The sequence below is a fragment of the Filifactor sp. genome (assembly GCF_057248345.1).
The window spans coordinates 1-23,165 of sequence record NZ_DBHIIC010000022.1 but is presented as its reverse complement, the minus strand read 5'-3'; the positions used below and the strand labels follow the sequence as shown (position 1 = coordinate 23,165).

Below are 23,165 nucleotides of genomic sequence, written 5' to 3'. Positions count from 1 at the left end.
ATAAAATAGTTGTAGAATAACTACTGGATGGTAGTATGTATCGGAGAGGAATTTAGAGTATGATTGAATTTTTGAAAGTCTTGGTTTTGGGAATTGTAGAAGGAGTTACAGAATTTCTTCCTATAAGTAGCACAGGTCACTTAATATTGGTTCATCAATTTTTTTCACTTTCACCGGAGAATTTTTCGAATGCATTCGATGTAATTATCCAGTTTGGGGCAATTTTATCTGTTGTTACAATTTATTTCAAGGAACTGAATCCTTTTTCAAAAGAAAAAAACGCAGAACAAAAGAAGAGCGCTGTTTCACTATGGAAAAAAGTGATTATAGGTGTTATGCCTGCAATTGTATTGGGATTATTATTTGATGATTTGATAGATAAGTATTTATTTAATCCTATTTCTGTAGCAGTTATGTTGGTATTTTGGGGGATAGGAATTATCATTCTTGAGAAGAAGAGCAAGTCTGTGTTTCAATTTAATGCGGTACATGATATTTCTTACAAAACAGCCTTTATGATTGGTTTGTTTCAATGCTTGGCAATGATTCCGGGAACATCTCGCTCAGCAGCGACTATTATCGGTGCAATGATATTAGGGTGTTCTCGAACGACGGCAGCAGAGTTTTCGTTCTTTTTGGCAATTCCGACAATGCTTGGTGCTACTATGTTGAAGATTTTAAAAGTGGGGTTGCATTTTGATTTGTTTCAATGGTTTTTGGTGTTTTCCGGAAGTGTAATATCCTACATCGTGGCGATTTTAGTAATTCAAAAATTAATGTCTTATATCAAAAAACATGACTTTCAATTTTTTGGGTATTATCGCATTGTGCTTGGAATATTAGTGCTTATCTTTTCTTTGTGGCAACAAATGTAACTTGTTATAAAAATAAACTAAGTTCAATAAAGTATCTGTTGGAGAATAAAAAATACAACAGATATTTTTATTTTAAGAATGTACCAATCATGAGAACATCTTTTACTCAATAGTAATATCTTTAGATATATGTAAAAATCCTGCGTGTAATGACGCAGGATTCATGTTAAACAATTTCTTACTTTTTAGAACTATACTTGTTGGTTAGTATACACCTCTTGGATATCATCATCATCATCCAACATATCCAAAAGTTTTTCAAGCTGTTTCACTGCTGAGCCTTCTACTGACGTATATGTTTGAGGAATCATACTCACTTCAGCAGATAGAATATCATATCCTTTTGCTTGTATTGCATCTTTTATCTCATAAACAGATGATGGATCAGTATAAATTTCAAATCCGTCTTCCTCAGATAAAAAGTCTTCTGCTCCAGCTTCTAACGCAACTTCCATCAAACTATCTTCAGAAATATTATCTGATTTTTTAATTAATATGATACCTTTTCTATCAAACATGAATGAAACGCATCCTGATGTCCCTAAATTTCCACCATTCTTATCTAAATAATATCTCACATTTCCAGCAGTTCTATTCTTGTTATCTGTAAGAGTTTCAATAATCATAGCAACTCCACCAGGTCCATAACCTTCATATGTGATACTTTCAAAGTTTTCTGAATCTCCTGCTCCTGTTCCTTTTTTTATAGCACGCTCAATATTATCATTCGGCATATTCATAGCTTTCGCTTTTTCAATTGCAGTTTTCAAAGAAGCATTATATTCAGGGTCAGGTCCACCTTCTTTCACGGCAACTGTAATCAACCGTGCATATTTCGTAAACACAGCTGCTCTTTTTGAATCTTGCTTGTTTTTTCTACCTTCTATATTGTGTATTCTTCCCATAAGCTTCCTCCTTGTATTATTTTTTACAATTAAAAATTATACAACAATATGTTGTATTCATCAATATAAAAATAATTTTTAGATTATATTGTGTATATTTTCAAAAACATAATAAATCATGATATAATGTAATAGAACAAAGTTTTATATAAAGGAGTCTTAATTTATGAAAAAGATTTTACTGAATGGAATTTATGGAGTAAGGGAAGATGAGATTATGTCCACATTAAAATATTTTAATCTGGATCAATTCACATCAAAAATTACTACTTCTGATTTAAATCAAAAAGTAGGGTACTGCCTTGGAATAGATGGATACGTAAAAGAAAACTACAACTTCTCGAAAGATGTTTCTAAAATTGAGTTCGTTTTTTTAGTGGGTATAGATAGAGAAAGTGTTATGAATATTATACTTTATATGAAAGAACACGATATTAAGAGGCCTATTTTTTCTATGATTACACCAACAAATATTGATTGGATATTTGGAGATTTAATAGATGATGTTTATAAAGAACATCTCATGATGACACAAGGAGGGGAGTCCGTTAAATAATAATTTTTCTTCTATAAAAGAATTTGTTGTATTAGAAGATGAAGGAATGCGCTTAGATCAATTTGTTTCAACTAATCTACCCGATGTATCTCGGAACTATATTCAAAAATTGATAGACGAAAAACGAATTTTAGTAAATGGAAAATACGAAAAAAAAAGTTTCTTGTTAAAATCCTTTGATAGTATCGAAATATCTATACCTGAACCTAAAAGTATTGAAATTTCTGCTGAAAATATTCCATTAGATATTTTGTTTGAAGACAAAGATATATTAATCGTGAATAAAGATAAAGGTATGGTAGTTCATCCTGCACCTGGGAATTATTCCCATACATTAGTTAATGCAATTTTATATCATTGTAAAGGTAACCTTTCTGAAATTAATGGTTATATTAGGCCGGGAATTGTTCATCGTATTGATAAAGATACATCCGGTATATTAGTGATTGCGAAAAATAATGATGCTCATCAATTTCTTTCTGAACAATTTAAAGAACATTCTATTCAAAGAGAATATCAGTTAATTACTTTCGGAAACATTACAACAACTCATTTATCTATTGATCAGCCGATTGGGAGAAATCCCAAAAATAGACTTCAAATGGCTGTCGTTCCAAATGGTAAACCTGCAGTTACCCATTTGTCTGTTATTGAAAACTTCAAAGATAAGACCTATCTAAAAGCTAGATTAGAAACCGGTAGAACTCATCAAATTAGGGTACATTGTACTTATATAGGACATCCTTTACTTGGAGATTCTTTATACACTAATCGAAAGAGTGAATATCGCTTACAAGGACAGACATTACATGCCGGATATTTAGGTTTTGTTCATCCAAGAAGCAAAGAGTTTATAGAATTTTACTCTCCTTTACCGGAATATTTTTCTCAAATTTTACGAAACGAAACATTAAAAATTCAAAAGTAATCTATTATTATATAATAATGGGATATTAATAATTTTAAAAATTATTTTTACATTAGGAGGTTATCTTTATGAAACAAAAGTTAAGCCATAGAAACGGATTCACATTAATTGAAATTATTATTTCTATAACTCTATTGTTACTCATTGCTACATACGGTATGTTGAAATATCAAAATGTGAAAGAATCAGCTCAACAAAAACTAGATATTGCAAATGCTGTAAGCTTTGCAGAAACATTGGAATTGGCATTGATGGACAATCCAAACTGTTTTAATAATAAACAAACAATACAATCAACTGATCCGATTGTAACAAAATATACCCATTCTGTACTTGTTGCAAAAAGTAAAAAATATTCCGGTCCGTTTAATGCAGCTATAAATAAAACTTCTAGTGATGAATATAAGTTTGTAATTACAGCAAATAATTATACAATTTATCCACAGGAAACCAATCAGAAATAGCATTCAAACTTATAAAAAAGGAGTATTATGGAAAAATTACAGATACTGTACGAAGATAATCATATTATTGTGATAGTCAAACCCTACAGAATTCCATCACAAGAGGATAACTCTAAGGATACCGATATGCTAACTTTTGTAAAAAACTATATCAAGGAAAAATATCAGAAACCTGGAAATATTTTTTTAGGATTAGTTCATCGATTGGATAGAGTAACAGGCGGAATCATGGTTTTTGCTAAAACATCAAAATCTGCAAGCCGTTTATCTGAACAAATTAGATCAAATCAAGTTGAAAAAGAATATTTAGCTGTTGTTCATGGAAAACTTAGTGCACCTTCCGGTCAATTGGAAGATTTTGTAAAAAAATCTTATTCTAAAAATATTGTATCAATCTGTTCTAAATATGATGAAAACGCTAAAATGTGTATTCTTAACTATCATGTTATCTCTCATTTATCAAACTATTCTTTGTTAAATATTAATCTAGTAACAGGTAGATCACATCAAATAAGAGTGCAATTTTCATCTAGAGGTCATTCTGTTGTTGGAGATGTAAAGTATGGTTCAACTGAAAAATTAAAAGGTCATATTGCATTATGGGCATACAAACTGTCTTTCTTTCATCCTACTAAAAAAGAAAAAATGGAATTTACTTACTTTCCCTTAGGATATCCATTCGATTTATTTCATATTTAATATATGTTAATCATCAATATTATTTTCTATAATATTTCAAATGCTTTTATAATGTCTTTTTAAATGATATAATTAGGAACAATGAACTTAGAAAAGGAGCGTTTTGACATCATGAGTATATCTTCACTGAAATCATATAGTGCTTTGTTAAAGTCAAATGGAATTAAACCATCTTTTCAAAGGGTAAAAATCATGGAATTTCTTCAAAATAATCATATTCATCCTACTGTAAATGATATCTACTTTGAACTCGTTAAAGAAATTCCTTCTTTATCTAAAACAACTGTATATAACACACTAAACTTAATGAAAGAATGTTCGTTAATAAATATATTGAATATTGATGAAACGGAAGCTCATTATGACATTAAAACTCAGCCTCATGGACATTTTATGTGTACGAAATGTAGAGAAATACAAGATATTGATACTCAATTAGAAAAGACTTCTTGTAATCTTTTAGATGGATATATTGTAGAACATATTGAATTTACTTTGTTTGGAATCTGCCCTAAATGTAGGCATAGGTGTACAACCAATTAATCAATTTTGTATTTATTTATCTATCAAACAACTAAAGAAGGAGAGTATTTATGAATTTTAAACATATAGTATATACGTTATTAGAGAATGTTTTATCTACAAATAATGAGATTGATATCGAATCTTTAATTGAAGTGCCTGCTAATCCTGAAATGGGAGATTATTCTTTTCCCTGTTTTAAACTAGCAAAATTGTTTAGAAAATCACCCAATCTAATTGCTGAAGATTTGGTAAGACAACTACCTGATTCAGAAGAGTTTGAGTCTATAAAAGCTGTATCCGGGTATATCAACTTTACTATAAATAAAAAATTACTTGCAAAACAGGTAATAGAAATGGTATTGTCTGAAAAAGAAAATTATGGAAAATCTGATTATGGAAAACATAAAAATGTAATAGTGGAATATTCTTCGCCAAATATTGCCAAACCTTTTCATATCGGACACATCAGATCTACTGTAATAGGTCATGCTTTAGACAGAATATATCAATCAGTAGGTTTCAATACAATAGCAATCAATCATCTTGGTGATTACGGAACTCAATTTGGAAAGTTGATTGTCGCATTTAAAAAATGGGGAGATCGTACAGTCATAGAAAAAGATCCTATCAATGAATTGTTAAAATTATATGTGAAATTTCATGAAGAAGCAGAAGTCCATTCTGAGTTAGAGGATGAAGCCAGAGAATGGTTCAGAAAATTAGAAGAAGATAAAGATCCGGAAGCAGTACAATTATGGCAATGGATTAGAGATATTTCTCTAAAAGAATTTGACAAAGTTTATAGTATGCTTGGAATTGAGTATGATTCACTTGCCGGTGAAAGCTTTTATTCCGATAAAATGCCTGCCATCATAGAACATTTGGAAAAAATGAATCTTCTAACCGATTCCCAAGGTGCTAAAATTGTAGATTTAGAAAAATACGGAATGCCTCCTGCATTGATCAAAAAGAAAGACGGATCTACTCTATATATTACCCGTGATTTAGCAGCGGCAAAATACAGAAAAGATATTTATAATTTCTATAAAAATATCTATGTAGTTGGTGCTCCACAAGAGTTACATTTTAAACAATGGAAAAAAGTTCATGAGCTAAGTGGATATGACTGGGCAAATGACTGTATACATGTTGCATTTGGAACAGTCTCTTTAGAAGAGGGTGTGTTATCTACAAGAAAAGGAAGAGTAGTATTTTTAGAGGATGTATTAAACAAAGCTATTGAAAAAACAAAAGATATCATTCGACAAAAAAATCCTAATTTGAAAAATTTAGATGAAGTTGCAAAACAAGTAGGGGTTGGAGCTATCGTGTTCCAAGAACTGTCAAATACAAGAATCAAAGATTATACTTTTTCATGGGATAGAGCATTAACCTTTGAAGGAGAAACAGGTCCTTATACCCAATACACTCATGCAAGATGTTGTTCACTATTAGAAAAAGCAAATGTTGATTTAAACACAGATATAGATTTTTCTGTTCTTTCTACAAACAATGATGCAATGAATGTTATTAGAATCATGAGCTCGTTTGAAGATGTATTATTGCGTTGTGCTAAAAAATATGAACCTCATCACTTAACCAGATTTGTATTAGATGTATGTCAAGCCTTCAATAAATTTTACCATGACAATCCTATATTAACTGCAAATGAAAAAGAAAAGATTGCTTATCTTTCTTTGGTACAAGCGAGTCAAATAGTAATTAAAAATTCACTTTGGATTTTAGGAATGGAAGCACCAAGAAAAATGTAATTTAATTTGATGTAAAAAATTTGAGGATTCTTAAAATATGACTGAACAAAAATATATGAATTGTATTTATTATGGAAATAATGAGTTAGTGTATTTGACAACAAGATCATTATTTTATGATAAACAAAAAAAGATAATTTCAATCAATAAAAATCGTTATATTGATGAATTAAAATTATATAAGCACATGAAAAAAAAGGGAGTAGGGAGTCTATTAAGCTCTCTACTACCAATTATATTGGCGAATGATTCTATCGAAACATCTTTTACTGCTGCTTATTTTTTCTTCCAATGGATAAAGAAGGAAATTACTGTAGAAGAATATACCGCTATATATCTGTTATGCACCTTTGTTCAAAATAACATAATAGAGAAGGATGATATTTTTAACATTACTCATAATAATCTATTTGATAGACAAAATACCATTCTATTAGAACGTTTGAAAATAAATCTTATTCTTCAATTCGAATCCATTATAATCCAAATGTTAGATTTCTTAGAACCTTCAAATTTATCATTTAACGAAAATTTACTTATTCATTTAAACGAAGAAACAAAACAAACACCTAATAGAATGTGTGAATATTTCTTAAAATTAAAGAATCACCAAATAAATGCGCCTATCTATCAAGGTAAGTTTAATATAGATAAAATCTTCAATTTAAATCAGGGAGATTCTATCAATGACTCTTTATTGGGACAATTGTCTGTCTCTTATAAAACAGATAATGAAATCGAATTAGAAACAAAACGAGGAACTGTCGTATTGTGTCGCAAATAAATTTAAATATTATCTGCATTGTCTTCTGATTCATCTTCAATATAATCGATATTATCGATTATATTTTTTTTCACATTTTTTTTATGAGATGCATAAATCTGTGTTGTTGTTACATTGTCATGATCTAGTAAATTCTGTACATCATAAATAGAAAAACCTCTTTCTATGAGAGAACTAGCAAGTGTAGATCTTAATTTATGTGGAGAATAACCCTCGTTATCTCCTAAAACAATCGAGGTGTATTTTTTTATCATTTGTCTAATTTGACGTCCGGTCATTCTCTTACCTTGAAGAGATAAAAAAAGTGGATTATTTTCATCATTAATAATAATATGATTTCTCTCTAAATTTATATATTGAAGAATTGAATTTTCGATAGTATCATTAAATGGCATCAAAACTTCTTTTCCACGTTTTCTAAATATAAGAATTTCTTTTCTTTTAAAATTAATTGAAGTGACATTTAATTGCTCAAGCTCTGATAGCCTCAAACCAAGAGTAATAAATATCATGATAATAGCTTTGTCTCTATATTTTGTTTTTTCCCAATAAACTTTTTCATGATGTGTTAAACCTATACCAGTATTAATAACATGAATTAATTCATTTGTTTCATCAATAGATAATTTTTTGATTGCATCAGGATTTAATTTAGGCAATTTGATTGGATTTAATCCATCGATCAAATTATGTTTCATTTGTTCATTCCTATATAAAAACTTAAACAAAGATGTTAAAGACGATTTTTTCCTTGATAGTGACTTGCTCTGATTTTCAAATATTACTACAGTATCTTGTTTCTTTAATTCATATTTTCTACAATATTCTCCAATATAATAATTAATTTCTCTTGCTGTGATGTCTTTTAAATCGTTTTGCTTAATTTGTTTAATAGATGCATATTCATTCTCAAAAAACTTTGTTTCAATTAAATATTCAAAAAAAGAATAGATATCAATCAAGTATGCATACCTGGAAGAAATTGATACAGAACCTTTCAAAAAAATAAAATAATCTCTAAAAAATGAAGGGAATTTCATTTCTATTTCTTCACATTTTTTCATCAATGAATGTTCTTTTTCTAATATATTATAAGGTTTCTTTGATTTACTATTGATTTTCATAATATTCTGTCCCTACCTTTATGTTTCATAACTATTCCCAAAATATACATTTAAGGAAGAGTTGTTTATCGAAGATAACTTTAATATTTTATTTCTCAGTCAAGCATTTGGTTATTTGAGGGAATTTATTTAAACTCCCGTAACATTTCCTTTATATACATATCCTTTTTTTGGAGATATAGTAATGATTTGTCCATCTTCAACTTTTTCAACAATATTTTTTGCACCTACAATTACAGTCTTTCCTAAGCTTAAGCCAACAATTGCAGTATGATTGGTTAATCCTGATTCTTCTACCACAATAGCAGATGCATTTTTCATACAATCAACTATTTCTTTTTCTGTGTATTTTGCAATTAATATATCATTCTTTTGAAAATTTCCTAAATTCTTTCTAGCAACTCCAATAACTGTCTTCTCTCCTATTCCAATTCCTTGAGATAATATTTCGGTTACAACATGGACTTTAATTAAATTAGTAGATCCTGTTTGTCTAGTAGGTACTCCTGCTGTAATAACAACAATATCACCTGGAGAAATTAAACCTTTAGAAATAGATGCATCAATTGATAATTCAAACAATTCATCAGTTGAAGATGTAATTTTATCGATATTGACCGGAAGAATCCCCCAAACAATTCCCATTTGCCTTGCTACAACGGAAGAATGCATAATTCCTATAATCATTTGATTAGGTCTATAACTAGATACCATTTTTGCAGTATATCCGGATTCCGTTGCAGTAATAATAGCTTTTGCTCCGATATCATTTGCAGTTGTACATGTAGCATGGCTGATTGCATTAGTAATGTTCATTTCTCTTGCCATAGACTTTCTCGATAACATATTTTTATAATCCAGATTTTCTTCTGTTTTAATAGCTATGTTGTACATCATTTTGACAGACTCAATTGGATACTTTCCGGAAGCAGTTTCACCAGAAAGCATGATTGCATCTGTTCCATCATAAATGGCATTTGCAACATCTGTTACTTCTGCACGTGTTGGTCTAGGATTTCTCATCATAGAATCCAACATTTGAGTAGCTGTAATAACAGGTTTTGATAAAATATTACATTTTTTTATGATTCTTTTTTGAACGATAGGAATTTCTTCTGTTGGAATTTCAACTCCTAAATCTCCTCTTGCAAGCATTATTCCATCAGAAACCATTAAAATATCATCTATATTATCAATTCCCTCTTGATTTTCGATTTTTGAAATTATTTGAATATGTTCAGCATTCTCTTGTTCTAAAATTTCTCTAATAGATAACACATCTGATGCTTTTCTTACAAAAGATGCTGCTATAAAATCAATTCCATTTTTAATTCCAAAAATTATATCATCTTTATCTTTTTGCGTAATAGCAGGTAAATTGATTTTTACATTTGGAACATTGATTCCCTTATTATTTTTGATAACTCCGGAGTTTTGAATTTTACAAACAATCTTTTCATTTGTTACTTCTACAACTACCATTGAAATCAATCCATCGTCAATTAAAATGGTATCATCTTCTTTAACATCACAAACCAAATCCTTATATGAAATAGAACATCCGATATTATCTCCTATAACATCATTCATATACAAGGTAAACAGTTGTCCTGTGATTAACTCAACTTCTTCTTGACAAAATGTACCAGTTCTTATTTCAGGACCCTTTGTATCTAATAATATGGCGATAGGTTCATTTAATTCTTCTCTAACTTCTTTTATCATATTTATTTTTTTTTGGTGTTCTTCATGACTTCCGTGTGAAAAATTTAATCTACACACATTCATTCCATTTTCAACAAGCAGTCTTAAAATTTCTTTATTTTCAGAAGCTGGTCCTATAGTGCAAACAATTTTAGTTTTTTTTATTGGATTCATACAATTCTACCCCTTCTCTATTTTCTTTTTTATCTCAATTATTAAAAGGTTAAATCGATAATACTTTTGACAAATCATACATTTCATTATTAAATATTTTTTTTGACTGAAGAGCATCATTTATATCCATATCCATAATTTTATTATCTTTTATTCCAATCACTCTATTTGTTATATTGTTAAGTAAAAGTTTCACTGCATAATTTCCCATCATACTCCCTAGTATTCTGTCTTTGGAGGTGGGATTTCCACCGCGTTGAATATGACCTAATATTGTCGTCATAGTGTCAAATCCGGTCAATCGATTGATTTCATTAGATATAAATTTTGTATTACCTACCCCTTCTGCTACAACAATAATGCTCTGTTTTTTCCCTCTATTATTACTTTTTATTAATTGTTCTGCAATTTTACTCAGATCAAATTTTACCTCTGGAATTAAAATCACCTCAGCTCCTCCTGATAGACCTGCATACAATGCAATGTCACCACATCTTCTACCCATTACTTCAACAATAGTTATTCTTTCATGTGAGGACGTTGTATCTCGTAATTTGCTTATTGCTTCGACAACTGTATTAACTGCCGTATCAAATCCAATGGTAAAATCTGTATATGCTAAATCATTATCAATAGTTCCAGGAATTCCTATTGTAGAAAATCCATATTCTGTTAAAGAATTCATCCCTCTAAAACTACCGTCTCCACCAATTACAATAAGTCCATCTATATTAAATACATTTAATAAATCAACCGCACATTTTCTGCAGGATTCTTCATTTTGGAACTCCAAGCATCTTGCAGAGCGCAACACAGTACCTCCTCTATGGATAATATCTCCTACAAAAGATACATTTAACTTTATAAAATCTCCTTCTATTAAGCCTTTGAATCCTCTCTGTACTCCATACACCTCTATATCATTATAAATAGCTGTTCTAACTACTGCTCGAAGAGCAGCATTCATTCCTGGAGCATCTCCACCACTTGTCAAAACTGCAATCCTTTTCATAATATCTCCTTACATCTTTATTTTCACATTATTTTTACCCGCTAATTTTTTTAATTTATCTATAATGTCAATTCCATATTCAATTCTCTGAAAACCTTTTGTTTCAAAAGCTTTTCTGTTTTTTGAATCAAAAAATATAACATGATCTTTTCCAGGATAATTTTTAATAAATGATTGAATTTCATTTAATCTAGAATAATTCTCTTGTGTTAACTGAATATATATTTTTTTAAATTTTTTGTTCTTTAATGATTCTATTCTATCGGCAATGAATATCATATTATTATCCTCCTTATATTGTATACTTCCATAAATAATAATACATTCATCCTCATTTAGAAATTCTATATTTTTTTGAAAAACGTTTGGAAAAATAAGAACTTCTAACATGCCGGTAAAATCCTCTATTGTTAAAAAACACATAATTTTATTTTGTTTAGTGTATTTGATTATTTTACTTAAAATTATACCTACAATTACAATTTTTTTACTTTCCATCTCCAACTGTTGATGTGAAGGTATATTTTTTATAACATCAATACTAATAATATTCTTATCGTCTTTAATTACATCTTTATATTCATCTAAAGGATGTCCACTCAAATATAATCCTATTGTTTCTTTTTCCATATATAGTTTTTCCGTAATAGAAAAATCTGAGATATGTGGAAAAAAATTAAGATTTTCACTAGAGGTGCTTTCTTGATTTAAAAATAAGGTGACTTGTCCTTGAATAGAGTGTTTCTTTTGAGATTGAACAATCTCTATTACCTTTTCATATGCTGCTATCAAAGAAGCTCTGTTAGGGTGAATACTATCAAAACATCCTGCTTTTATTAAAGACTCTACCAATCTTTTAGATAGGTTATTCTGTGGAATTCTTTTAATGAAATCTTCAAAACTTTGAAATTTACCATTTTCATTTCTTTCTTGTACGATTTCATCAATCACTTTAATTCCAATATTTTTAATCGAAGAAAGTGCATATCTGATATCCTTACCCTCTACAGAAAAATAGCTGTTACTTCTGTTAATGTCTGGTTTTAAGATAGATATTTTTAGATCTTTGCATTCACGTATATACTCAAGCACTTTTTCACTTCTATCAGATACACTTGTCAATAATGCAGCCATAAAACAATTCGGATAAAATGACTTTAAGTATGCAGTTTCATACGCCAACATAGCATAACAAACAGCATGACTTTTATTGAATGCATATTTAGCAAAATCAATCATTTCATCATAAATTTTATTTGCTATATTTTCAGGTATTCCATTTCTAATGCATCCTGGTATTTCAATATTTTCACTTTGATCAATTTTTCCATAAACAAAATACTCTCTTTCTTCCTCCATAACATCCATCTTTTTTTTACTCATGGCTTTTCTAACCAAATCAGCACGAGCATAAGAATATCCCGCTAAATTTCGAACAATCTGCATTACCTGTTCTTGGTATACCATAATTCCGTTTGTAACTTCCAAAATCGGTTTTAATGATTCATGTAAGTAAGAAATATTATTTGAATTTTTCTTGTTTTCAATGTAGAGCGGAATAGATTCCATTGGTCCTGGTCTGTATAAAGAAATTCCCGCAACAATATCTTCAAATGTATCAGGTCTCAATTCTTTTAAAAAACTCCTCATTCCCGCACTTTCTAACTGAAAAACTCCTAGAGTATTACCATTGGATAGCAAGCGATACACTTCGATATTACTAGTATCCATGTTACCAAAATCAATCATTTTATGATAAACTTTTTGAATTGTTTCTAATGTTTTTTGAATAACAGTTAATGTTCTTAAACCCAAAAAATCCATTTTTAAAAGACCGAGTTCTTCTAATGTTGTCATTGGAAATTGTGTCGCCACTAAATCTTTGTGCATATACAAAGGTACATAGCAATCCATTGGATTTTTTGAAATAACGACTCCCGCAGCATGAGTTGATGCATGTCGTGGCAAGCCTTCAATTTGTTTTGAAAAATCAATAATATCTCGAACATTATTGTCTAAAACATACATTTTTTTTAATTCAGTATTCATTTCAAGTGCTTTCTCAATTGTCATTCCAATATTTTCCGGAATCTGTTTTGCTATTTTATCGACTTCAGAGTAACTAATTCCCAGTACTCTGCCCACATCGCGAATTGCTGCTTTTGGTCCAAAAGTTCCAAAAGTAATGATTTGAGCAACATGATCTTCACCATATTTTTCTTTTACATAATCTATTACTCTTTCTCTTTTTTCATAACAAAAATCGATATCAATATCCGGCATAGAAATTCTATCTGGATTAAGAAAACGTTCAAACAAGAGATGATACTTTATCGGATCCACATCTGTAATTTGCAAGCAGAATGATATAATTGAGCCTGCTGCAGAGCCTCTTCCAGGTCCAACAATAATATTATTTTTCTTAGAAAAACGAATGAAATCTTGTACAATCAAAAAATATTCTACATATCCCATCTCTTTGATTACTTTTTTTTCATATTCAAAACGTTCTCTGATATCAGTAGTGATATCAGAGTATCTTTCTTTAAGTCCTCTTTCACATAATTCATCAAATAGTTGTTCTTTTGTATAGTAACTAGGCACTTCAAATTCAGGCAAGTGGATTACATTAAAATCAAATGATACATTACACCTTTGAGAAATCTTCCAGGTATTTAAAAGAGCAATTTTATCTTTTGGAAATAATTGATACATTTCTTCTCTTGTTTTAAAATAGAACTGGTCCGTTTTAAATTCCATTCTATCTTTTTCATCAAGATTTTTTCCCATTTGAATACATAATAGAATATTATGAATTTTGGAGTCGGAACGATTAACGTAATGTACATCATTTGTTGCAACTAATGGGACTCCTGTATCTAAGGATAGTTTTCTTAAGAGACAATTGACTTTTTGCTGCTCTTCAATCCCATGATTCTGCAATTCTAAAAAAAAGTTATCCTTTCCAAAAATCTCACTATATCTGTAAGCTGCATCCTTTGCATTCTCATAATTATTATTTAATAAGTGTTGTTGAATCTCTCCTGCTAAACAGGAAGAAAGTGCAATAATTCCATCGGAATACGACTCCAACAAACTGATATCAACACGTGGTTTATAATAGTATCCTTCAACAAATCCTAATGACACTAATTTTATTAAATTTTGATATCCAATATTATTCTCTGCTAACAAAATCAAATGATACGACCGTTTATCAATATTCTCTTTATCAAATCTTGTTCGATATGAAACATACACCTCACAACCAATGATAGGTTTGATCCCATACTTTAATGCAACTTTGTAAAACTCAACAACACCAAACATTACCCCATGGTCTGTAATAGCTACTGCATCCATGCCATCTTCTTTTGCTTTTATTATAGTATCTTCTATAGTTGCGAAACCATCTAGTAAACTATACGGAGTATGCAAATGTAAATGAGTAAATTTTTTGTCCAATATAATACCCCTTTATCATAAATATGCGTTTCATTCTTCTTTCTATCAATATGAAATGTTGTTAGCATGAAAAAAAATTTTGATTATTGTCCCTTCTCCAACTTCTGAATAAATCTCCATTGTTGCATCATGTAATTTTAATATTTCATCAACGATTGATAACCCCATTCCACTTCCTGGTGCATTGATATTTGCTTTGTAGAATCTTTCTCTTACTTTCTCTAAATCTGTTTTCGAAATACCTATGCCCGTATCACAAATTTCAAAAACTACTCTATCATCAAAACCCTCTATACTTACAGATATACTACCACGCGGAGTAAACTTCATAGAATTTGCAATTAGATTAATAAATATTTGTTTTAAGCGATTTTGATCAGCATAAATTAAACTATCTTTCCCTTTTAATTCACAATTGAACTCTAAAGATCCTTTTCTTGGCAAAAATTGATTATAGACTTCTTGTAATACTTTTTTTGGATTAATCCAGTCTTTAAATACCTTCATAGAATTAGATTCTAATCGCGAAAAATCTAATAATTCTTCTACCATATCTCCTAATCTTTCTGCTTCTGCACAAATAATACCCAATCCCATATTCAATTCTGCATTTTTCTCTGTATCCAAGAGTAAAGTTTCCCCCCAACCTTTTATCGATGTCAACGGAGTTCTTAACTCATGAGAAATAGAAGATATAAAATCTTTTTTTATTTTTTCAGATTTTGTTATTTCAGAAGCTAAATAATTCAGAGTATCTGCTAATTGTCCTATTTCATCATCATATACTTTTTCAGCACGAACATCAAAGTCTCCTTTTGCCATCTCATCTGCAGCAATATTTAGCTTGTGAATAGGTTGTGTTATAGATTTAGATATAACCAATGAGATTAACAAAAACAAAGTCAGAACACACACTCCCAATATTGTACTTTGTATATTATACCTTTTTATGGCTCTATCAATTTCTTGAAGTGATGTAGTGTATCTTAAAACTCCAATAACAGTATTATACTTCCTAAGTGGCATAGAAACAGAAATTATTTTTTCATTCGTACTTTCAGTTATTTCAATAGACACTCCTATTTTTCCATCCATTGCCTCTTTGACATCAGTTGCAGTTATTTTAGAAATATTAGAAAAATCATTTAAATCCATAACTACATTATAGCTGTAATCAATTACCTGAACAAAATATTTTTCTCGTTCTAATCCTGTCATGTTCTTAATCAATAATTTTGATTTCTCATGAATATCTTTACCAGGAGCATAAATATTAATAAAATTTGAATTAAAGTTGACCTTATCTTTCAAAAGTTGTTCAACTCCAGAATAATAATATGATTTTACAAATATTGAAAATACAATTTGAATGATAATTATTGTAAATAAGATAGTAATATTAAAACTCAGCAGAATTCTTGTACGAATAGAAACGTTGTTAAACCTTAATCTTTGAATCCATTTTTTCATCCTATTCATCTTCCCATCTATATCCATATCCCCAAATTGTCTTCAAATACGATGGGTTTGCTGCGTCTTCCTCAATCTTCTTTCGAATCCTTCTTATATTTACATCGACAACTTTTAAATCTCCAAAATAATTATCTCCCCACACTTGATTTAAAATATAGTCTCTAGACAAAGATTTATGTCTATTTGTTAAGAATAACTGCAACATTTCAAATTCTTTTGGGGTTAATTCAATTTCAACATCATCACGAAAAAATTTTCGATTTCCTACATCTAGTTTAAATTTTCCTGATAATATTATGTTGGTATGATCATCTTTAATAGACAATCGTCTAATCAATGACCTTACCCTTGCAATGAGTTCAGCTGGACTAAACGGTTTTCCAATATAATCATCTGCACCATACTCTAATCCCATTACTTTATCTTGTTCATGTGTACGTGCCGTTAACATGATAATCCCTACATTTTTATTTTTACTTCGAATATACTTCAATACCTCAAATCCATCAATATCAGGTAACATTACATCTAATACTGCAAGTTGTATATCTGGATTCTCATCAAATATTTTAATTGCAGATATCCCAGTATCCGACTCTAAAACATCAAATCCTTCTCTCTTAAAATTTAAAGTAACAAAACTTCTGATGGGCATTTCATCCTCTAAAACAAGCATTTTCATAAATATCTCCTTTACTCTATTCTTTTTAAAAAAACGTCTGGAAATTCTGATAAATTTAATATACGTTCGTAATCTCTTAAAAATCTTTTAGGCACTTTACTACTTTCATCAATCGGACGAGCTACTATAATACTTTCTTCATCCTCATGGACAAAAATATAATCTTTATATCTATTTTTATACCCTACATCTAAGCTCAAAATTTCCAAGAATGCATATCCTTCTGATTCATAGCCTATTTCTTCAGGAGAATAATACAATGTCAACTTATTTGAATATGGATCTTTACTAATTAAAACTTTATTAAAAAATTCAAACGGAAAATTTATACGGATTTTCATATCTACTGTATCTTCATATACTTGTGCAACTAATTTCAACTGAGACAAAGAAATAATCTTATAGTAATTTCTAACAAAAAGATCTTTTCTATGAGATAAGCCTTCATTTGACAACATGATAGAAGACGTTTGAGGAACTTCTATGATTCCATCTCCATCAATATCACTACAAACAATAGGTGTATCTTGCGTTGTAGAAATATTATTGGTTCCTGAAGAGATACTTTTTAACTTCCCTTCTTTTAACATTAAGACATCACTCTGTCCATAAGATTCATACACAAACAAATCCACGAATATTCCAAAATGATTCTGATCTATTTTACCTACTTGTACATTATAGGGATTATAGCCTTTCGGATAGATTAGCTCATCTATTTTTCTAAAGGAATTTTCTGTAAATTGAAACACTTTCACCTTATTTGTTAATGGTTCTGAACCAAAATTTGAAATTAACAAAAATAATTTATTTTGTGCCCCTATATTGGAAAATGTAAACGAATAATATTCAGATTTAAATATTTCTTTTAAACCTGACTTTTCTGCATGAAAAATAGATAGAATTCGTTTTTCACTTTCATCAATATAACCTATAATCATTTCGTCAAGACCATCATCATCGATATCCACAATATCAAAATCTAATATTTCTATTGAATTAAGTTTTATTTCTTTCTCTTTAACCCAAAGTCCACCATACTTCTTTAGAATAATGACTCCAAATGATTGTATTTTAGAATTTTTGTATAGTGCAATAACGTCCTTCGTCCCATCATTATCAAAATCTTGTAAAAAAAATGATTTACCCTGTAAAAGTGCACTATTTGTAAGCTTGTTAAAATTTGAAGTGCTATATAATACAGCATCTTGAGGAATTATCTGAGCTAGCGCATCTTTAATTTCCTTGTTTTCGATATTCAATTCAGGAGCTTTAACCAATTCCTCCGGAGTATAAATTTTTACACACGAAGTCATAACTAATAATGATACTATTACCATTAAAAAAAAATTAATTTTTATACATATTATTTTCATCAATATCACAACCTATTTCAACATCTATTTATATTCTTATAATTATATCATACTAATAAAATATATCCTTGCAAAAAATAAAAAATTAAATTCTGAGTCTATATTTTTTATTAAAATTATATCAAATACACTCGTATTAAAAATAGAATAAGCACTCAAATTAAAACTCATCCAATATTATTTGAAATTATTTTTTATAATACTAGATAAATATTTTCATAACAAGAAACTATAATACAGCATTGTGAACTATTAATTTTCATAAAAAAAGCACTTAACTTTCTTAAGTGCCCATTCTCAGATATTCTATTTTTACTACGATAGATAATCTTTTTAAATGATAAAATTTGTGTTCTATCTTTACAAATAAAGCAAGATATAGAACTCCACTAAAAAGAATACTTTATTTTTTCACGTTCTCTATCAGTCGTATCATGAACAACAGGTATTGTCTGTTTAATCCGTTTTTGAATTTTTTCCATATTAGTAATATCTTTTTCTGTTACAAATGATATTGCAACCCCTGTCTGTTTCATTCGTCCTGTTCTTCCAATTCTATGAATATAGTACTCTACATCTCTTGGAATATCGTAGTTAATCACATGACTAACACCTTCAATATCAATTCCTCTTGCAGACAAGTCAGTAGTAATCAAATACTGTATTTTTAAATCTCTAAACTTTTTTAAAACATTTTCTCTTTTATTTTGGGACATGTCTCCATGTAATAATTCCATATTTTTATATTGGTTATATATAAAATCTGAGTACAATTTTTCTGCATTTTTTTTAGAATTACAAAAAATCATACACATAAATGGATTGATTTTTTCTATTGCATAAATTAAAGAACTTAATTTTCTGGAATCTTTAGTTTGGATAATTAACTGACTAATATTATCTAATACCACTTCTTCTCGTTCGGCTGTCAGATAAATAGGATTTACCATAAACTGTTTCGATAGATTCTTTACATCCTGAGAAACCGTTGCTGAAAACATACAAACCTGTTTTTTTCTTGGAGTTTTATTCATCAATAGAATGACATCTTCCATAAATCCAAATGCGAGTATTTGATCCATTTCATCGATTACAAAACTATCTATATTTTTAAAATTGATATTTCCATTCCTTAACAAATCTAATATTCTACCTGGTGTTCCTACAACAATATCAGCATTTGATTGTAGTTTTTGAATTTGTGTAGTAATATTATGGCCTCCTGATACATTCACTACAGACAACCTTCTATACTTTTGAAAGTATTTTAAAACATCGGTAATCTGATTAGATAATTCTCTTGTTGGAACAATAATTAGACTCTTTATTCCTAATGTTTCATCAGGAATACTTTCCAAAATAGGAATTAAAAATGCAAGGGTTTTTCCTGTCCCAGTTTGAGCATGTGCAAGAATGTCCCTTCCTTTTCTCATTTTAGGAATAACTTTATATTGAATATCTGTAGGATTCTCAATATACATATCTTGTAGTGCAAAAATATGTTCTTTTCTTAAATTAAATTCTTTAAATTTCACTACTACTTCCTTTCTATCATAATATTATTATATACTATTTTTTCAGTGGACTATATCGACTAATAATCTTTTCAGCTGTTTTAATTCCATCAACTGCAGAAGACATAATTCCTCCAGCATGACCGGCTCCTTCTCCCATGGGATAAATTCCTATTAGATTAGACATATGGTCTAAATCTCTTAAAATTCTAACAGGAGACGAACTTCTCGTTTCTATTCCGGTTAAAATCGCATTCGGATTTGCAAATCCCTTCAACTTTTTATCAAAAGCTATCAGAGCTTCCTTCATAGTGTCAATTACATAATCAGGTAGACAATTTTTTAAATCTGCAACCTTTACACCAGGTCTATATGAAGGAATAATTGTCATATCATCATGTTCCATATCATTTTCTAAAAAATCTCCTACTTTTTGAATCGGTGCAAAATAATTATTTCCTCCTAATTCAAAAGCTCTTTTTTCCCATTTTCTTTGAAATTTTATGGCGTCTAAAGGACTCGGCCCACCAAAATCATCGGGTGTAACTCCTACCAGAAGCGCTGAATTTGCATTATCAGCATCTCTCCTATACTCACTCATACCATTGGTCACTAACATATTCTCCTCAGAAGCTGCAGCTACCACATATCCTCCCGGACACATGCAAAACGTATAAGCAGATCTACCACTAGGAGAATGATAAACCAACTTGTAATCTGCAGAACCAAAAACTAAATTACTAAAACTGTCTCCATACTGGGCATTATTAACCAAGCTCTGAGGATGTTCGATTCTTACTCCAATAGAGAAGGCTTTTGGAATCATATTAATTCCATTATGAAACAACATCTCAAAAGTATCTCTCGCACTATGACCAATTCCAAGTAACATTACATCACATAAAATTTCTTCTTTACCATTCAAAATAATAGAATGCAATTCATTATCTTCTGTTAACACAATATCCGTTAGTTGAGAAAGAAACCTTACATCTCCCCCATATTCTATAATTTTAGCTCGAATATTCTTAACAACTGTTCTCAAAATATCAGTTCCTATATGAGGCTTACTATTGTATAAAATATCATGAGGTGCGCCACAATCTATAAAAAGCTGTAAAATGTGTCTACATCTTTTATCATTTATTAATGTAGTCAATTTTCCATCTGAAAAAGTTCCTGCTCCACCTTCTCCAAATTGGACATTACTATTTGTGTCTAAAATTCCTGTTTTCCAAAAACTGTCTATTTTCTTAATCCGATTATCAACTTCATCTCCTCTTTCTATCAGAATAGGAGAGTATCCTCGCCTGGCCAGCAACAATGTAGCAAATAATCCAGAAGGTCCAGAGCCCACAATTACGGGTCTATTTTTTAAAATGTTAATTCCTGATGACACTTCCTCATAACTCATGTCCGGTGTGGGAGAAATCCCTTTTGTTGCATATTTATTCATCAGATGTCTTTCTGTTTCCAAGTTCAAAAAAGACACATCTGTTGTATATACAAACTGAATATTATTTTTTTTTCTAGCATCTATAGATTTTTTAAATATTTCTATATTTTTAATTTCATTTAAATCGCATTTAAATTTTTGGCATATTTTCTTCTTTATAATTTCAATTGGTACCGTATTATCTTTTTGTTCATCTAATGACAGTTTTATATTCTGTATACGAAGCATCCCTTTCCTCCAAACAAAATTTCTTTATAATGTAGCTGCATTTCTTCCAGCTATCATACCGGATGACCAAGCCCATTGCAAATTAAATCCTCCACACTGTCCATCAATATCTAACACTTCTCCTGAAAAAAATAGTCCCTTCACTTTTTTTGATTCAAGTGTGTCTGAATAAACTTCATTTGTATTTACTCCACCTGCCGTAGCCTGAGAGTTATTCCAATCCTTTGTTCCAATAATTTGAAAATCCCACTTTTTCAATAGTGAAGCTATCTGTTTTTTTTCTGATTTACTCAACGAAGATGCTAATCTATTTTGATTAGAAATATTAGCTTCTAATAAAATAACTGGAATCAATCTCTTGTTAATCAATCCTATCATTGATTCAAATATAGTCTTGTAAGAATTATCCTCAAATCTTCTCTCTAATCTCTGCTCTATTTCATCCTCTGTCATAGTATCCAATATAGACACTCTAATATAACAATCTCTATTATTCTGCAAAAATTCTCCTGCTTTTCTACTAAGTTGTAAAATCGGTGGTCCTGAAATACCATACGATGTGAATAATATATCCCCCGTTTCTGTAGAACAACTTTTTTTATTCACAATCAAATCCGCTCTCCCTAAAATTTTTACTCCATCTATTCTTTTTAAAAAATCACATTTCAAAACTAGCTGGACTAACGACGGAAATATAGGGACAACGCTATGATTAAATTGTTTTATTAATTCATACCCATTCCCATCAGAACCACTCGAAGGCATTGAATGCCCTCCAGTCGCAAAAACAATGGAATCACATGAAAATATCCTGTTGTCAGAAGTTTTTACTAAGAAATTTCCCTTGTTTTGTTTTAACTGTATCACATAGCAGTCTATATTTACTGTAACACCAAGCCGATTTAATTCATATAGAAGTACATCTAAAACAGAAGATGACTGATCAGACATAGGAAAAACCTTGCCATTTCCTTCCACTTTATATTCAATTCCTAACTTTTCAAAAAATAACAAAGTCTCCTGAGTTCCAAATTGACCAAATGTACTATATATAAATTTTGGATTTTGACCATTATAAAAATTAACATCAGAATTTAAATTAGTCAAATTACACCTGCCATTCCCAGTCGCTAATATTTTTTTTCCAACACGAGAATTACGTTCTAAAAGAGTAACATCTGCTCCGTTTCTTTTAGCAGATATGGCAGCGACAATACCTGATGCTCCTCCTCCTATAACAATTACATGTTTTTTTTTCTTCATTCTACCATCCCGTCATAACCGTTTATCCAATTAGAAAAATATTCATAAATCAAATTCTATACTCTCCAAATAAATAATGTTATCATAAAGTTTATTTATTGTATATAACAACTGTATCCACATGATAATACTTTTCTTAGTTGTCAAGACATATGTTACACTTTGAGAAATACTCGGATACTATTT

At 29.7% G+C, this 23,165-nt stretch carries 19 protein-coding genes; 8 read left to right on the top strand and 11 right to left on the bottom strand.

What is annotated here, in order from left to right; translation table 11 throughout:
* Positions 1-59: 59 nt before the first annotated feature.
* Positions 60-875 (top strand): undecaprenyl-diphosphate phosphatase, encoded by an 816-nt coding sequence (locus ACO5GE_RS05250; RefSeq protein WP_484829880.1) that lies wholly within the window; start codon positions 60-62, stop codon positions 873-875.
* 191 nt (positions 876-1,066) lie between these two features.
* Here the strand turns inward: ACO5GE_RS05250 and ACO5GE_RS05245 are convergent, their stop codons facing one another.
* The gene (locus ACO5GE_RS05245) at positions 1,067-1,780 is read right to left on the bottom strand and encodes a YebC/PmpR family DNA-binding transcriptional regulator (protein WP_484829879.1); all 714 of its coding nucleotides are present in this window, start codon (positions 1,778-1,780) and stop codon (positions 1,067-1,069) included.
* 166 nt (positions 1,781-1,946) lie between these two features.
* On the opposite strand from ACO5GE_RS05245, the gene ACO5GE_RS05240 reads away from it, so the two are divergent.
* The 7 genes from ACO5GE_RS05240 (at position 1,947) to ACO5GE_RS05210 (ending at position 7,508) form a co-directional block, all read left to right on the top strand.
* Positions 1,947-2,336, top strand: coding sequence for a DUF3783 domain-containing protein (locus ACO5GE_RS05240; RefSeq protein ID WP_484829878.1), 390 nt, complete (start codon positions 1,947-1,949; stop codon positions 2,334-2,336).
* A gap of 46 nt (positions 2,337-2,382) precedes the next feature.
* Positions 2,383-3,264, top strand: a complete 882-nt coding sequence (locus ACO5GE_RS05235; RefSeq protein WP_484829877.1) for an RluA family pseudouridine synthase — start codon at positions 2,383-2,385, stop codon at positions 3,262-3,264.
* Between the two features lie 68 nt (positions 3,265-3,332).
* Positions 3,333-3,728, top strand: a complete 396-nt coding sequence (locus ACO5GE_RS05230; RefSeq protein WP_484829876.1) for a prepilin-type N-terminal cleavage/methylation domain-containing protein — start codon at positions 3,333-3,335, stop codon at positions 3,726-3,728.
* A 27-nt stretch (positions 3,729-3,755) separates the two neighbouring features.
* The gene (locus ACO5GE_RS05225; RefSeq protein WP_484829875.1) at positions 3,756-4,427 is read left to right on the top strand and encodes an RluA family pseudouridine synthase; all 672 of its coding nucleotides are present in this window, start codon (positions 3,756-3,758) and stop codon (positions 4,425-4,427) included.
* 111 nt (positions 4,428-4,538) lie between these two features.
* On the top strand, positions 4,539-4,970 hold the full coding sequence (locus ACO5GE_RS05220; protein WP_484829874.1) for a Fur family transcriptional regulator: 432 nt from the start codon (positions 4,539-4,541) through the stop codon (positions 4,968-4,970).
* A 50-nt stretch (positions 4,971-5,020) separates the two neighbouring features.
* Positions 5,021-6,724: an arginine--tRNA ligase gene (gene argS, locus ACO5GE_RS05215; protein WP_484829873.1), complete on the top strand. Its 1,704-nt coding sequence runs from the start codon at positions 5,021-5,023 to the stop codon at positions 6,722-6,724.
* 37 nt (positions 6,725-6,761) lie between these two features.
* Positions 6,762-7,508, top strand: a complete 747-nt coding sequence (locus ACO5GE_RS05210; RefSeq protein ID WP_484829872.1) for a hypothetical protein — start codon at positions 6,762-6,764, stop codon at positions 7,506-7,508.
* Between the two features lie 2 nt (positions 7,509-7,510).
* Here the strand turns inward: ACO5GE_RS05210 and ACO5GE_RS05205 are convergent, their stop codons facing one another.
* The 10 genes from ACO5GE_RS05205 to ACO5GE_RS05160 form a co-directional block, all read right to left on the bottom strand.
* A complete protein-coding gene (locus ACO5GE_RS05205; RefSeq protein WP_484829871.1) occupies positions 7,511-8,632 on the bottom strand; it encodes a tyrosine-type recombinase/integrase in 1,122 nt (373 codons plus the stop codon).
* Positions 8,633-8,761: 129 nt separating this feature from the next.
* Positions 8,762-10,510 carry a pyruvate kinase gene (gene pyk, locus ACO5GE_RS05200; RefSeq protein ID WP_484829870.1) on the bottom strand — a complete coding sequence of 583 codons (1,749 nt, stop codon included), beginning with the start codon at positions 10,508-10,510 and terminating at the stop codon, positions 8,762-8,764.
* Positions 10,511-10,559: 49 nt separating this feature from the next.
* Positions 10,560-11,522, bottom strand: coding sequence for a 6-phosphofructokinase (gene pfkA / locus ACO5GE_RS05195; protein WP_484829869.1), 963 nt, complete (start codon positions 11,520-11,522; stop codon positions 10,560-10,562).
* A gap of 9 nt (positions 11,523-11,531) precedes the next feature.
* Positions 11,532-14,987, bottom strand: a complete 3,456-nt coding sequence (locus ACO5GE_RS05190; protein ID WP_484829868.1) for a DNA polymerase III subunit alpha — start codon at positions 14,985-14,987, stop codon at positions 11,532-11,534.
* A gap of 45 nt (positions 14,988-15,032) precedes the next feature.
* Positions 15,033-16,457, bottom strand: coding sequence for a HAMP domain-containing sensor histidine kinase (locus tag ACO5GE_RS05185; RefSeq protein ID WP_484829867.1), 1,425 nt, complete (start codon positions 16,455-16,457; stop codon positions 15,033-15,035).
* Position 16,458: 1 nt separating this feature from the next.
* A complete protein-coding gene (locus ACO5GE_RS05180; RefSeq protein WP_484829866.1) occupies positions 16,459-17,142 on the bottom strand; it encodes a response regulator transcription factor in 684 nt (227 codons plus the stop codon).
* An 11-nt stretch (positions 17,143-17,153) separates the two neighbouring features.
* Positions 17,154-18,518 (bottom strand): hypothetical protein, encoded by a 1,365-nt coding sequence (locus tag ACO5GE_RS05175; protein WP_484829865.1) that lies wholly within the window; start codon positions 18,516-18,518, stop codon positions 17,154-17,156.
* A gap of 389 nt (positions 18,519-18,907) precedes the next feature.
* Positions 18,908-20,053 (bottom strand): DEAD/DEAH box helicase, encoded by a 1,146-nt coding sequence (locus tag ACO5GE_RS05170; protein ID WP_484829864.1) that lies wholly within the window; start codon positions 20,051-20,053, stop codon positions 18,908-18,910.
* A 34-nt stretch (positions 20,054-20,087) separates the two neighbouring features.
* Positions 20,088-21,716: an NAD(P)/FAD-dependent oxidoreductase gene (locus tag ACO5GE_RS05165; RefSeq protein WP_484829863.1), complete on the bottom strand. Its 1,629-nt coding sequence runs from the start codon at positions 21,714-21,716 to the stop codon at positions 20,088-20,090.
* A gap of 24 nt (positions 21,717-21,740) precedes the next feature.
* Entirely contained in the window at positions 21,741-22,979 is a 1,239-nt protein-coding gene (locus tag ACO5GE_RS05160; RefSeq protein WP_484829862.1) for a BaiN/RdsA family NAD(P)/FAD-dependent oxidoreductase, read from the bottom strand.
* Positions 22,980-23,165 lie beyond the last annotated feature (186 nt).

What these genes read in the sequence shown, in the direction of transcription:
- ACO5GE_RS05235 (WP_484829877.1), top strand. Translation starts at nt 2,383, where the DNA reads ATGCGCTTAGATCAATTTGTTTCAACTAATCTACCCGATGTATCTCGG.
- ACO5GE_RS05165 (WP_484829863.1), bottom strand. Translation starts at nt 21,716, where the DNA reads ATGCTTCGTATACAGAATATAAAACTGTCATTAGATGAACAAAAAGAT.
- ACO5GE_RS05210 (WP_484829872.1), top strand. Translation starts at nt 6,762, where the DNA reads ATGACTGAACAAAAATATATGAATTGTATTTATTATGGAAATAATGAG.
- pfkA (WP_484829869.1), bottom strand. Translation starts at nt 11,522, where the DNA reads ATGAAAAGGATTGCAGTTTTGACAAGTGGTGGAGATGCTCCAGGAATG.
- ACO5GE_RS05185 (WP_484829867.1), bottom strand. Translation starts at nt 16,457, where the DNA reads ATGAAAAAATGGATTCAAAGATTAAGGTTTAACAACGTTTCTATTCGT.
- ACO5GE_RS05245 (WP_484829879.1), bottom strand. Translation starts at nt 1,780, where the DNA reads ATGGGAAGAATACACAATATAGAAGGTAGAAAAAACAAGCAAGATTCA.
- ACO5GE_RS05230 (WP_484829876.1), top strand. Translation starts at nt 3,333, where the DNA reads ATGAAACAAAAGTTAAGCCATAGAAACGGATTCACATTAATTGAAATT.
- ACO5GE_RS05205 (WP_484829871.1), bottom strand. Translation starts at nt 8,632, where the DNA reads ATGAAAATCAATAGTAAATCAAAGAAACCTTATAATATATTAGAAAAA.
- ACO5GE_RS05240 (WP_484829878.1), top strand. Translation starts at nt 1,947, where the DNA reads ATGAAAAAGATTTTACTGAATGGAATTTATGGAGTAAGGGAAGATGAG.
- ACO5GE_RS05250 (WP_484829880.1), top strand. Translation starts at nt 60, where the DNA reads ATGATTGAATTTTTGAAAGTCTTGGTTTTGGGAATTGTAGAAGGAGTT.
- ACO5GE_RS05180 (WP_484829866.1), bottom strand. Translation starts at nt 17,142, where the DNA reads ATGAAAATGCTTGTTTTAGAGGATGAAATGCCCATCAGAAGTTTTGTT.
- ACO5GE_RS05160 (WP_484829862.1), bottom strand. Translation starts at nt 22,979, where the DNA reads ATGAAGAAAAAAAAACATGTAATTGTTATAGGAGGAGGAGCATCAGGT.
- ACO5GE_RS05220 (WP_484829874.1), top strand. Translation starts at nt 4,539, where the DNA reads ATGAGTATATCTTCACTGAAATCATATAGTGCTTTGTTAAAGTCAAAT.
- pyk (WP_484829870.1), bottom strand. Translation starts at nt 10,510, where the DNA reads ATGAATCCAATAAAAAAAACTAAAATTGTTTGCACTATAGGACCAGCT.
- argS (WP_484829873.1), top strand. Translation starts at nt 5,021, where the DNA reads ATGAATTTTAAACATATAGTATATACGTTATTAGAGAATGTTTTATCT.
- ACO5GE_RS05225 (WP_484829875.1), top strand. Translation starts at nt 3,756, where the DNA reads ATGGAAAAATTACAGATACTGTACGAAGATAATCATATTATTGTGATA.
- ACO5GE_RS05175 (WP_484829865.1), bottom strand. Translation starts at nt 18,518, where the DNA reads ATGAAAATAATATGTATAAAAATTAATTTTTTTTTAATGGTAATAGTA.